The sequence below is a fragment of the Sphingomonas sanxanigenens DSM 19645 = NX02 genome (genome assembly GCF_000512205.2).
In the GTDB taxonomy this organism is placed as follows: Bacteria; Pseudomonadota; Alphaproteobacteria; order Sphingomonadales; family Sphingomonadaceae; genus Sphingomonas_D; species Sphingomonas_D sanxanigenens.
Window position 1 is genome coordinate 394,259 of the sequence record NZ_CP006644.1, and the last position, 13,807, is coordinate 408,065.

Below are 13,807 nucleotides of genomic sequence, written 5' to 3' on the forward strand. Positions count from 1 at the left end.
AAGTGCGGGCTGCGTGCGATCCATCCGTGAATTCCCGTATTTCGGCAGGGCGGTCGTTCGGCCACGCTGAGTTGAAAGACGCGATCAGCGACGATCCGGCTGGCTCATGTGAGCAAACCTGCTTGTCCGTCCTACGGATCCTGCTCGTGAGCCGACGTCGCGTCTCGCGAACGACAAGAGGAGATCGTGACATGCCGGCCCGCAAACCGCTTTCGCCAATCGCGACGACCGAGCCCGCCGGGGGAGGGTTCAATATCGTTGCGTGCGTGGGTCGTGGTCCGCATGCCGACTTTATCGTTCCGCACGCACTTGCGGTGGGCAAGGCACTGGGTGCGCCGGTGACATTGCTGCAGGTTCTCGAGGCCCAGGCTGTGCGCGACCCCCGGCCTGACCCGATCGAATGGGATATGCGGCGTCATGACGCTCGCAAACTGCTGGGTGGCCTCGCAATGGTCGCTGGCGACCCGTCGGGACGCGCCGACATCGCCCTTGCGGAAGGCCGGACTGTCGATGAGATTTGCCGCTACGCCAACGGAAAGGCCGAATGCGTCATCATTCTTGGCCGTGGCGCCGGGGAAGACGTCGATCCACGTCGGATAGGTAGCACGGTCCACAACGTAGCAGGGCGCGCGCCTGGCTCGATCCTGCTCGTGCCCAATGATGCCAACGCCGATCCGGCACCGCGCTACCGGCGGATCCTGGTGCCAGTGGATGGCTCCGCCTGGGCCGAAAGCGTGCTTCCGCTGGCAGTCCGGATGGCAAGAGCCAACGATGCCGAACTGATCCTCGTTCACGTCGTGCCGACGCCTGAACTGACCGAGATCGGTCCGCTCGAGCCCGATGACATCCAGCTCCGCGCCCGTGTCGTCGAACGCAACGAGCGCACGGCGAAAGCCTATCTGGCGCGGGTCCAAGCCTATCTGGCGCAGAATGGCGTCCGCGTGCGCACGCTGTCGCATCGAAGCGACGACGTTCGGGCCTCCCTGGTCGACCTGATCCGCAGCGAGGCGGCAGACCTGGTCGTTGTCTCCGCACGGGGACATGGTGGAAGGCACCATGCCGACCTGCGCTACGGCAGCGTCTCGGCCTATCTGATGGCGCAATCGCCCGTGCCGCTGCTGATCGTGCGCCCGCGTGAAAGCGAGACCGCAGGACGGCAGGACGAAGGCATCTATCTGCGGCGTCCTTCGGCCGTGCAAGGCTGAAGCATGGCGGACATCGAACGGTCGGTCGCGCCACTTGCAGCGTCGGCTGATGAAAGTGCGATCCGACACCGGCTGGCCGGACGGATGCCGCGTGCCGAGCCGGTGCCGGCCTGGGCCGAGCTTTCTTCGCTACCCAAATGGTTGAGGCGCGCACGAGAGGCAGCAAGCACCGCTGACAGCCGGAATGCCGTCGCCGCGGAATGGCTGCTGGACAATGATTATCACGTACAGCGCGCGATCCTGCAGATCGACGAGGACCTGCCCCCCAGCTTCTACCAGCGCCTGCCGGGCATTGCCGGAGAGCAGGCGAGGGGAGCCCCGCGTGTTTATATGCTCGCCCATGCCTTGCTGCGCGCATCGCATCTGCAGATCGCGCTTGGCTCGGCGGTGGAGTTTATCGACCGTTATCAGGACGAAGAGCGGCTCAGCATTGCCGAGCTCTGGGCATTCCCAACAATGCTGCGGCTGGCCTGCCTGGAACTGCTGACCGCGGGCTTCGGACGGCTCTTCGAGGATGTACCGCCACCCTTCGAGGTCCATCCCGAGGGGCAATTGTCGGCAGGCACAGACGATACAGAATGCGTATCCAGGGCGATCGCCAATCTGGCGGTCATCTCGTCAATCCCCTGGAAAATGTTCTTCGATCGGGTCAGCAGGGTGGAAGCCATCCTGCGGCGCGATCCGGCAGCCGTCTACGCGCGTATGGATTTCGACACCCGCGATCGGTATCGGCACGCCGTCGAACAGCTCGCAGCCCACAGCGGCCTCCCCGAGTGGGATGTGGCGGCGCGGCTGCTCAGCCAGTGTCACACCGAGGGCGATCTCCCTACTGGTCACATCGGCTACTGGCTGGTGGGTGCCGGCCGGCCGGCGTTCGAGGACGCTCTTCATGCGCGCCCGCTGACATTTGTCTCGCTTGGCCGCTGGTTGGCCCGCTATCCTGCCGCGCTCTATACGGCCGCCCTCATTCTGGTCGGCATCGCCGGCTTCGCATTGCCCGCCGCCTATCTTCTGACCGTCGAGGCGAAGCTCTCCTCGTGGTTGATCGGAATCGCTTTGATCACGATCCCGGCGTCGGTCCTGAGCGTGACCTTCGTCAATTGGCTCGTGACCTTGCTGGTCGCGCCGCGCGTGCTGCCCAAGCTCGACTTTGAAAAGGGCATCGCCGCCGATTGCCGGACCGCTGTGGTCATGCCCGTCATTGTTGGAAATGTCGCGGACATTACACCGTTGCTGCAACGGCTCGAAAGCCATCGGCTCGCCAATCCCGATCCATCCCTCCGATTTGTTCTGCTCAGCGACCATGTGGATGCCGACAGGGCGATCATGCCCGGCGATGCGGCGATTGAACGGGCACTGGTCGAAGGAATTGAGCGCCTCAATCGACGCTACCCAGGCCCGGACGGCAAGGGTCCCTTTCACCTCCTGCATCGCCCGCGGCTGTACAACGCGGCCCAGGGCTGCTGCATGGGATGGGAGAGAAAGCGTGGCAAACTCGCGCAGTTCAACGCACTGATCCTCCACGGGGCGTGCGCACCGTTCAGCGTTTCGGTCGGCGAGACCGCCCGTCTTGCCGGGATCCGCTTCGTGGTGACCGCCGACGCCGATACGCGTTTGCCACCCGGCGTCGTCAACCAGATGGTGGCCACGCTCGCGCACCCCCTTAACATCGCCCATTTCGATCCGCGCTCCGGCCGGGTGTCGAGCGGATACACCATCCTTCAGCCGCGCGTGGAGATCGCGCCCGAGAACAGTGGGCGGTCGCTGTTCACGCACTTCTTCGGGGGTGACACGGCGATCGACATTTATTCCCGCGCCGTTTCGGACGTCTATCAGGACATTTTTGGATCAGGCATATTCGTCGGCAAGGGCATCTACGACGTGGCGGCCTTCGAACGCAGCCTTGCGGGCCGTGTTCCGGAAAACACGCTGCTTAGCCACGATCTGTTCGAAGGTCTGCACGGACGGGCAGGGCTCGCCAGCGACATCATCGTCTATGAAGGATTTCCCGCAGGCTATCTCGACTATAGCCGGCGCTGGCACCGGTGGGTCCGCGGGGACTGGCAGATCCTGGCCTGGCTGTTCCCGCTGGTCCCGGGCGCCGATGGCAGCCGCGTGCGCAACCGCCTGACATGGTTCGACCGGCTCAAGATCTTCGACAATCTGCGGCGCAGCGTCGTTCCGGCGAGCCTTGTTGCCCTACTGATCGGCGGCTGGTTCCTGCTCGGGGGTAATCCCCTTGTGTGGACATTGCTCGCGCTGGCAGCGCCGGCTGCCTATCTGTTTACCGACCTCGTGACCGGCCTTGCCCAGGGCCGGCGACGCGGCGTGCTCCAGGGGGTGTTGCGGCGCTTGTCGGACCATGCCGGCCGGTGGGCGCTTGCGATCACCTTCCTGGTGAGCGACAGCGCGATCGCATTCTCCGCCATCGCGACCACTCTCACCCGGCTCACTACCAGGCGCCGGCTTCTCGAATGGACGGCGGCCGCGCAGATGTCGGCGCATGTCGCGACACTCCATCCCAGGTGGGCCGCGTGGCGCGCAATGTGGGTGTCGCCACTTTTCGCGATCGTTGTTGGCGTAGCGCTGGCATTGATCGAACCAAAGGTCCTCTTGATCGCCGGCCCTATCTTGCTGCTCTGGCTGCTCGCGCCCGAGATCGCCATCTGGATCACGCGGCCGATCGCGCGCTCTGTCGAGACGCTGGATGATGAGGATCGCCTGTTTCTGCGTCGCCTCGCGCGGCGAACGTGGCTGTTCTTCGAGACATTCGTGCGGCCCGAGGACAACTGGCTTCCGCCTGATAATTATCAGGCGCCTCCGGACGAAGCGACCGCGCACCGTACATCGCCGACCAATGTGGGCATGATGATGCTTTCCACGCTGACAGCATGGAAGCTCGGCCATATCGGTGCGAACGAAGTCGCTGTCCGCCTGCGGAACGTTCTCGATACCCTCGACCGCCTCGAGCGGTATCGCGGCCATATGCTGAACTGGTATGATACGCGCACCGGACAGGCGCTTGAACCACGTTATGTGTCAGCCGTCGACAGCGGCAATCTGGCGGTCAGCCTGGTGGTCGCCAGGAGCGCATGCCGCGAGGCGGCGCGTGCGCCGATCCTTTCGCTCCAGCGCTGGGATGGTCTTGTCGATGTGCTCGATCTTCTCGCCGAGGCGCTCGGCGTGGAGGGCATCGATGGCGACGGCGCCTGCCGCAAACTCGTCGCCGCGATGCGCGAATCCGCGAGGACTGCGCCCGGGCAACCTGCAGCCTGGCATCAGCGCCTCGGCACCCTGCTCGAGCGGGATTGCGGGCAGCTGCAGGACAAGGTCCATCACATCATCGCCATGGGGGACATGCTTCCGACCGACGCGCTCCACGAAGTCCAGGTCTGGGTCGAGCGCGCGGATCATCACCTTCGGGCGATGCAGCGCGATGTCGACACTCTGCTGCCGTGGCAACCGTTCCTCGAGGCGCCGCCCGAAGGCTGCTTCGAAATCGCCGATGAGCTCCTTCCGATGCTGGTCGATGCCTTGTCGGCCGGCTCGGAAGCGACCGCCCTGCGTGCTCGCGCGACCATCGCCGCCTTCGAACAGAAGCAGGGGGAAGGCGATACCCGCGATTGGGCGCGCGAACTGGGCGCTGCACTCGACCTGGGCGCGGCCGCGTCGGCGGCGCTGCGCGATGATCTCGAACGCCTTGCGTCGGACGCGGCGCGGCAAGCTGATGCGATGGACTTTGCCCTGTTGTTCGATGCAACGACCAAGCTGTTCAATATCGGCTATAATGTGAGTGCCGATCGGATCGATCCGCACCATTATGATCTGCTCGCGAGCGAGGCGCGGCTGGCAAGCTTCTTTGCCATCGCCAAGGGCGATGTGCCCGCCGAGCATTGGTTCTCGCTTGGCCGTCCGATCACCAAGCAGGCCCATGGGCTTGCGCTGGTGTCCTGGAACGGCTCGATGTTCGAATATCTGATGCCGAACCTGTTCCTGCGCAGCGATCCGGAGACATTGTTGGGGCAAAGCGATCGCAGCGCCGTCGATCTGCAACGGGATTATGGCGCTGCGCGCAACATCCCCTGGGGTATCTCCGAATCCTCCTTCGCATCGATGGGTGCCGATCGCGTCTATGGCTATCACGCCTTTGGCGTTCCCGCGCTCGGCCTGCGCCGGGGCCTGTCGCGGGACCTGGTGGTGGCGCCCTACGCGACCGCACTGGCGCTGGCCGCGCGGCCGGGGCTCGCGATCCGGAACATGCGCGATCTCGCAGCGCTCGGACTGATTGGTCGTTACGGCTTTTACGAAGCGGTCGATTTCACGCCGGAGCGGGTTCCCGCAGGCGACCGCTTCGCGATCGTCCGTTCCTATATGGCCCATCATCAGGGCATGGCATTGGCGGCGATGGGCAATGCCTTGTGCGGCGACATGTTCGTCGACTGGTTCCACGCCGATCCGCATATCCGCACGATAGACCTGCTGCTGAATGAGCGCATCCCCTGGGAACTTCCCCCCGAAATCTCGCGGATCGAAACGCGCGAAGCCGCGCCGGTGCCGGAAGGCGCCATCCCCCCTCTGCACAGCTGGCCGGCGGAGAGCTCGGGTCGAACGATCGCCGTTCATGTCATCGGCAACGGCCGCATGGCGAGCCGCCTGACCGAGGGCGGGAGTGGCAGTCTCCACTGGCATCGGCACGCGCTGACACGGTCGGATGCGTCTCCCTCCGGCAGCGGCATATCGATCTACCTGCGGGAACGGGCTTCCGGCGCGCTATGGTCCGCCGGTCCGGAGCCGATCCGCTCGGGAGCGACGGACGTTCACACCCGATTCCACGGACATCAGGTCGAGTATCACCGCCGCGATCATGGCATCGCCACGAGCATGACCGTCTCGATCCCGCACGGCGACGATGTCGAGATCCGCCGGATCATGGTCGTCAATGAAACCGATCGGACGCGCACCATCGATTTCACGAGCTATGCCGAGGTCGTTCTGGCGCCGCCCGCCGATGCCGCGCGCCACCCTGCCTTCAGCAAGCTGTTCGTCGGCAGCGAAATGCTCCCCGCAATGGACGGTCTTCTGTTCAGCCGGCGCGCGCGCGACCCGAAGGAAAGCCCTCCGGTGCTCCTTCACCGCGCGATCGCCGATGAGCCAGGCCTGCGCGTGCGAGGCGTCGAAACCGATCGCCTGGCATTCCTGGGCCGGCACGGTCATGAATCAGCGCCGGCGGCATTGAACGGCGACACCTTGCCTGGTGGTCTTGGCTGGACGCTCGATCCGGTGATCGGCCTGCAGGCGGAAATTGAGATACCGCCCTTCGGCCGACGCGAAATCGCCTTCCTGACGATCGCGGCCGGATCACGCGAGACCGTGCAGGAGATCGCGGAGCGGTACACGACGATTCCATCCATGGACTGGGCGGTGAGCGACGCGGCAACCGCAGTGGCGCGCGAGATGCATACGCTCGGGCTCGCGCCGCATCGCGTTCCCGAGGCCCAGAAGCTTCTGTCCCGGCTGCTTCAACCTGTATCGCCACGAGCGACTTACGAGGGTGTGGGCAGCGGGAGAGCGAGCCGCCAGGATCTCTGGGCGCTTGGTATATCAGGCGATCATCCGATCCTCCTGCTAGGCGCTGGAGACGCGGAGCGGCCGGGCCTGCTGCGGTTCCTGCTTTCCGCGCATCAGCTCTGGCGGCATCGCGGCGTGGCCGTCGATCTTGTCATAATGCACGAAGGCGCCGAGGGGTATCTCGAGCCGGTACGCGAACGTTTGCTCGCGGTCCTGCGGGATGCGGGCGTCCAGGATCAGCTGGGCCAGAATGGCGGCGTCCATCTGGTCGGCATCGACCGTGCCGATGGCGATCGCGCGCGGCTGCTCGGGCGCTCTGCGCATCTTCGGCTCGATGAGCGGGGAGGGTCTATCGCCGATCAGCTCTCGCGTCTCGACGCGGAGCCGTTGTCGGGCCCTCGGTTCACGCCTGTCGTGCCGGACGGGCCGGTCGAGGTGTCGGCGCCAGGAGCGTCACCTCCGCGGGAGAGCCTCGCCTTCGATAACGGACTGGGCGGGTTCAAGGACGGCGGGAGGGAGTATGTCGTCGCGCTTGCGCCTGGGGTGCAAACGCCGGCGCCCTGGTCCAATGTGCTCGCCAACAGCGGGTTCGGCACGATCGTCACCGAGGCGGGGCTCGGGTTCAGCTGGGCGACCAACAGTGGTGAGAACCGCATCACTCCCTGGCATAACGACCCCGTCAAAGACCCGCAGGGGGAAATCCTCTACGTACGAGACGAGGAAAACGCGCGGGTGTGGACGACCACGCCGCAGCCGGCCGGCGGCGATTCCGCCGCGCGGGTACGCCACGGCGCCGGCTACACGATCTGGGAGCGGGAGAGCGAGGGCCTCGCCCAGGAACTGACCGTCGCGGTTCCGACCGACGATCCGGTGAAGCTCGTCCGCCTGCGTCTGCGCAATCTCCTGCCCCGAACCCGCCGGGTCACAGCGACCTATTATGCCGAGTGGCTGCTCGGGGCGGTACGCGGCGAATCCGCGCCGCTGCGTGCTGCGGACTATGATGCGGGCGCGCATGTGCTTCTCGCCACCAATCCTTGGAACGAGGAGTTCCAGGATCGGACAGCCTTTCTGACGAGCACGGTGCCGCCACACAGCCTGACGACGTCTCGCTCGGACTTCCTCGGGCGTGACGGCGATGTGCGCCGTCCGCAGGGTCTGGACAAATGGGACCTGGGCGGGCGGCAGCAGGCGGCCGGCGGCGATTGCTGCGCGGCGCTGCAGGTCCATCTCGATATCGCCCCGGGTGAGACAGCCGAGGTTTGCTTCGTGCTCGGACAGGGCACGGACCGCGCCCATGCGGTCGCGCTCGCGCAAAGCTGGCAGGATCCTGCGGCGATCGATCGCGGAATGGTGCAGGTGCGCGAAGCCTGGGAGACCCGCCTCGGCGCGGTTTGCGTGACCACGCCTGACCCCGCGTTCGATATCATGGTCAATCGCTGGTTGCCTTATCAGGTGACCAGCGCCCGGGTTCGTGCGCGCGCCGGCTTCTATCAGGCTGGCGGTGCTTTTGGCTATCGCGACCAGTTGCAGGACGTGCTGGCGCTTCTTCACAGTGATCGGGGGGCGGCCCGGGCGCAGATCCTCGCGGCGGCCGCGCACCAGTTCGAGGAAGGCGATGTCCTCCACTGGTGGCATCCGCCGTTCGATCGAGGTGTGAGGACGCGCTGCTCGGACGACATGCTCTGGTTGCCCTATGCGACCGCGACCTATGTCGAGGCGACAGGTGACCGCGCGATCCTCGATGAAGAGGTGCCCTTCCTGCGCGGCCCGCAGCTTTCCGAAGGCGAATCCGATCGCTATGCCCGCTTCGACGTAACCGACCACCCGGTGTCACTGTTCGAGCATTGCGAACGCGCGCTCGATCGCGGTTATCGCCTGGGCGCACACGGTCTCCCGCTGATGGGCGCGGGCGACTGGAATGACGGGATGAACCGGGTCGGCGAGCATGATCGCGGTGAGAGCGTTTGGCTGGGGTGGTTCCTCATAACGGCGATCGATGGTTTTGTGCGGCTATGTGGCGGCAGAGGCCGGACCGATCTCGCCGACCGCTGGACGCAGCGCGCGCGCAGGCTCGGGGAGGCCGTCGAAAGGTCCGGATGGGACGGCGACTGGTATCTGCGCGCGTTCGACGATGACGGCCGACCCTGGGGATCGCATAACGACGAGGAATGCCGGATCGACGCGATCGCGCAATCCTGGGCGGTTCTGTCCGGCGCGGGCGACAAGGCGCGCGCGACACGCGCCGTTGCCGCCGCGAGACGGGAACTGGTGCGTGATGACGATCGCATCGTCCGGCTGCTCACACCGCCGTTCGACCGGACGCCGCGCGATCCAGGTTATATCAAGGCCTATCCGCCCGGTATCCGCGAGAATGGTGGGCAATATACGCATGCCGCCGCATGGCTTGGCATTGCCACCGCGCGCCTGGGCGACGGGCAGGGCTCCATGGCGCTGTTCGAGCGCATCAATCCGATCAACCATGGCCGTAGCCCTGTCGAGACCGCGCAGTACAGAACCGAACCCTATGTGCTTGCGGGCGATGTCGCCGGAGCGGCCCCGCATGTCGGACGCGGGGGCTGGAGCTGGTACACCGGCGCTGCGGGCTGGATCTGGCGCTGGGCGGTCGAAGAGATATTGGGACTGCGGCTGGTGGAGGGCGGCATCGCCATTTCGTGCTGCCTGCCGCCGACCTGGCCGCATTTTGACGCACGGATCACATGCGCTTCGGGAAGCCTGCAGATCCGCGTGGATAATCCGGCAGGCATCGCGACCGGAGTGGAACGGATCAAGGTCGATGGGGCGGCGTGGGACGGGCCAATAATCCCGTTCCCCGATGATGGCAGCACGAGGATGGTCCATGTCGAGCTCGTCCCGCCTTCCGAACCGTGAGAGCGGCGCGGAAGTCGATCTGCGGGCTACTCCGTCAACTGGGCAAATAGCCGTTCCACATCATCGCGGTGGCACAGATCATTGCCCGGCGTCATCACTGCCGCTGTTCCTGCAGCCAACCCGTACCTGAAGGCGTCGTGCGTGCTTCTCCCGGTGGCCAGAGCATGGGTCATCGCACCGACGAAACTGTCGCCTGCACCAACCGCGCTTTGCGCCGTGACGGCGATCGCCGGGAGGCGAAATATCCCATCCGCGTTCGCAAGCAGGGCGCCTTCGTGGCCCATTGTCACGGTGAGATGGACTGTGTCTCCCTTGGCAGTGAAGGACAGGGCGGCAGCCGCCAGGCTGTCGGGATCACGCAGACGTTCGCCAATCAGCTGCTCGAATTCTCCCAGACTCGGCTTCACGAGGAAAATTCCGCCGGCCGCCAGAGTGGTCGCGAGCGCCGGTCCCGATGTGTCGAGGATCACGCGTGCGTTGCGCCGCCTCGCGATCTCGCCGGCCTGCACATAGAAGTCTTCCGGAACGCCTCGTGGCAGCGAGCCGCTCAGCACGAGCCAATCGTAGACCTGAGCCTCCAGAGCCTTCAGACACGCCTGCCATTCGGTTTGGGCAATGAGCGGCCCCTCCGGCACGAAGCGATATTCCCGACCCGTACTGGCCTCATGAACCGCGAGACTGATCCGCGTGTGATCTTCGATATCGATGCACAGCCGCGGGAGCGCGTATTGGTCGACGAGACCGTTTAGCACCGTTCCCGTCGCCCCGCCGGCAAGATAGACGGCAAGCACGTCTCCGCCCAATCTTTGTATGACCCGGCCGACGTTGATCCCGCCACCGCCTGCATCATAGCGTTCATTGGTGGTCCGAATCTTATGGGTATGCCGCACTTCCTGCGCCGCACATGCGCCGTCGATGGCGGGGTTGAGGGTCACTGTCACAATGTTCGTCATCAACGCTCCTGGTCATTCTCGTTTCGTTGGGCGGCTCTTCTGACACCAGGAGTGGCGCAGCAGACGTGGGTTTTCCTCCATCATTCCGTCGGTCATCCAGCGTGCCTGGAAGGACGCCAAGGTCGATCTGCGTAATCTTCGAGACGAGCAGCTATATCCGGCGGTCAGGCGTTCATGAGTCCGGAAAAGCACTTATGGCATCATTCGAACGCTACAACCTCCCGCGATTTTCGCCGGAACGTGCCCATTGCCACATCCTTTGCCGCGCAGGTCATCGTCGATGATCGCCGGTTGAGCGTGATTATCGGGGACATTTCCAGCGTCGGGGTGCTGGTCAAGGGAGACGCGCCGCTTGCCCTTGGTGCGAAGGTCCGCCTTCGCGCCATCGGACGCGACGAGGTAGCGCGCGTGATGTGGGTTCATGACGGTCTGTTCAGCATTTCCTTTACACATCCGGTCAGTCCTCTCGCGATTGCCCGCGACAACACCTCCTTCTTCCGCGACATGCATACATGGTCGGGCGATACCATTTTGGCGTCCCAGCCATGGGAGAATTGGTCGATTGTCCCCTGAGAAACCGCGTGCTTCAACTTGTTGTTGCCGATGGTAAGCGTATGGCCGGTCATCGGCTCGAACTTGGGGATATCACTTATATCCATGCATCACTGAAGCGTCATTCTGCGGCCATGCAGAACCATACCGCCAGCGCAGTTCGCCACCCATCGGACGACTCCTTACTTGCTCACCGAGGCAGTCCCTACATCGTCTGGTTCGAAGATGCCCGCAAGTCGGACGTCGCCAAGGTCGGAGGCAAGAATGCTTCGCTTGGGGAGATGATCAGCGCACTTCGACATCGGGGTATCCGGGTTCCGGGTGGGTTTGCCACGACCGCGAATGCCTACAGGGCTTTGGTCGAGGCGCACGACATTCGATCGCCGCTCAATGCTTGTATCGAGACATTTCGGGCGGGGCGATCCACCTTGCAGGAGACCGGCGAAGCGATCCGCCGCCTGTTTCTCGATGCGGACCTGCCCGAAGACGTGGCAACCGCTATTCGCGATGCCTATCGCGCGCTGTCCCAGCGGTCCGGCAAGAAGGAAGTCGCGCTCGCGGTGCGGTCGAGCGCGACCGCGGAGGATCTGGCGGATGCAAGCTTTGCGGGGCAGCAGGAGACATTCCTGAACGTCGTGGGAGAACGAGCGCTGCTCGATGCCTGTCGGCGGTGCTACGCCTCGCTGTTTACCGATCGCGCGATCGCCTATCGCGAGGCAAAGGGCTTCGACCATCTTGATGTCGCGCTGTCGATCGGCATCCAGCTCATGGTGAGGTCCGATCTCGCCGGGGCGGGTGTGATGTTCTCGATCGATACCGAGACCGGCTTTCCCGATGTCGCCGTCATCAGTGCGGCGTGGGGCCTGGGGGAAACCGTGGTCCAGGGATCGGTCGATCCTGACGAATATGTCGTCTTCAAGCCTCTCGCTCTTGATGGCCGGTGCCATCCGATCATCGAAAAGCGCCTGGGCGAAAAGGCGCGCAAGCTCGTCTACGCATCAGGGGGCAGCGCGCGGACGACCGTCGTCGAAACCGTTCCGTCGGAACGATCGCGTTTCGTTCTGGACGACGAAGAAATCCTCGAACTGACGCGCTGGGCTATCATCATCGAAGAGCATTACGGCCAGCCGATGGACATGGAGTGGGCGAAGGACGGCGAAACGGGTGACCTGTTCATCGTTCAGGCCCGGCCGGAGACCGTGCAATCCCTGCGCGATATGACGACGCTGAGAACCTATCGGCTCGACCATTCCGCCACGCCGATTCTGACCGGGGCAGCGGTAGGGGAGGCGATCGCCAGCGGCGAGGTGTGCCTCATCCGCGACCCCAGGGACATTGCCAGCTTCCGCGATGGAGCTGTTCTCGTCGCTGAAATGACCGATCCCGACTGGGTGCCGGTAATGAAGCGTGCTGCCGGCATCATCACCGATCATGGTGGTGCCACAAGCCATGCCGCCATCGTCAGCCGCGAACTCGGCGTCCCCGCTATTGTGGGAACAGGCACGGCCACCCAGTTGCTGCACGAAGGGCAGGCGGTAACGCTCTCCTGTGCAGAAGGGGATCGGGGGGCAGTTTATGATGGTGTAATTCCGTTCCAGAGTGAGGAACTGAACATCGGTGACCTTCCCCATGTCCGGACCGACTTGATGGTAAATGTCGCCAGTCCTTCGGCGGCGTTCCGCTGGTGGCGGTTGCCCAGCAGCGGCGTCGGTCTTGCCCGCATGGAGTTCATCATCAGCAACCTGATCAAGGTCCATCCGATGGCGCTTTTCCATCCCGAGCAGGTCAGGGATGCCGCGGCACGCAGGGACATCGACGCCCTGACGAAAGGCTTCCCTGATGGAAAGGCCTATTTCATCGAGACACTGGCGCGCGGGATCGCGCGGATCGCGGCGGCCCATCATCCCAAGCCGGTCATCGTTCGGCTGAGCGATTTCAAAACCAATGAATATGCGCATCTGATCGGGGGAGCCGCATTCGAGCCGTCCGAAGAGAATCCGATGCTCGGCTTCCGGGGCGCGTCGCGTTATTATGACGAACGGTATCGCGACGGCTTCGGGCTTGAATGCCGGGCGCTCAAGCGGGCCCGAGAGCATATGGGCTTTAAGAACATCATCGCGATGGTACCGTTCTGCCGGACTCCGCTCGAGGCCGATAGGGTGCTTGCTGAAATGTCGCGGCACGGCTTCGGGCGGCACGATGAAGGACTGCAGGTCTACATGATGTGCGAGATTCCCTCGAACGTGATCCTAGCGGAGGACTTCGCGGCGCGTTTCGACGGCTTCTCCATCGGGTCAAATGACCTGACCCAGTTGCTGCTCGGCGTGGACCGGGATTCAGCTCTCCTTGCGCCTCTTTTTGATGAGCGCAATGAGGCGGTGACCCGCGCGATTGCCGATGTCATCCAGCGTGCCCATGCCTGCGGCATCAAGGTTGGAATTTGTGGTCAGGCGCCGAGCGATCACCCCGATTTCGCGGCCTTTCTGGTCGAGCAGGGGATCGATTCGATTTCGCTCAACCCGGACAGTTTCGTGTCGACGCTGCTGCATGTAGCCGACGCGGAACACGCCGGGTCCGAAGGGCGATAATCACTGGTAAGGAAATTCTGGGCAGGTTGTACCGGGCCATTCGCAGCCAAAT

The 13,807-nt window shown here is 64.2% G+C and carries 5 protein-coding genes; 4 read left to right on the forward strand and 1 reads right to left on the reverse strand.

Features of this window, described 5'->3' with window-relative positions:
• Positions 1 to 191: 191 nt before the first annotated feature.
• Positions 192 to 1,205, forward strand: coding sequence for a universal stress protein (locus NX02_RS31150; protein ID WP_025290511.1), 1,014 nt, complete (start codon positions 192 to 194; stop codon positions 1,203 to 1,205).
• Positions 1,206 to 1,208: 3 nt separating this feature from the next.
• Complete coding sequence (locus NX02_RS01805) at positions 1,209 to 9,662, forward strand: GH36-type glycosyl hydrolase domain-containing protein (RefSeq protein WP_025290512.1); 8,454 nt, start codon at positions 1,209 to 1,211, stop codon at positions 9,660 to 9,662.
• Positions 9,663 to 9,688: 26 nt separating this feature from the next.
• On the opposite strand, the gene NX02_RS01810 is transcribed toward NX02_RS01805, so the two are convergent.
• Entirely contained in the window at positions 9,689 to 10,615 is a 927-nt protein-coding gene (locus NX02_RS01810; RefSeq protein WP_025290513.1) for a 1-phosphofructokinase family hexose kinase, read from the reverse strand.
• 174 nt (positions 10,616 to 10,789) lie between these two features.
• On the opposite strand from NX02_RS01810, the gene NX02_RS01815 reads away from it, so the two are divergent.
• Both NX02_RS01815 and ppsA read left to right on the forward strand, forming a co-directional pair.
• Entirely contained in the window at positions 10,790 to 11,188 is a 399-nt protein-coding gene (locus NX02_RS01815; protein WP_158013860.1) for a PilZ domain-containing protein, read from the forward strand.
• Between the two features lie 113 nt (positions 11,189 to 11,301).
• Positions 11,302 to 13,755 carry a phosphoenolpyruvate synthase gene (ppsA, locus tag NX02_RS01820; protein ID WP_084718175.1) on the forward strand — a complete coding sequence of 818 codons (2,454 nt, stop codon included), beginning with the start codon at positions 11,302 to 11,304 and terminating at the stop codon, positions 13,753 to 13,755.
• The last annotated feature ends 52 nt before the right edge of the window (positions 13,756 to 13,807 follow it).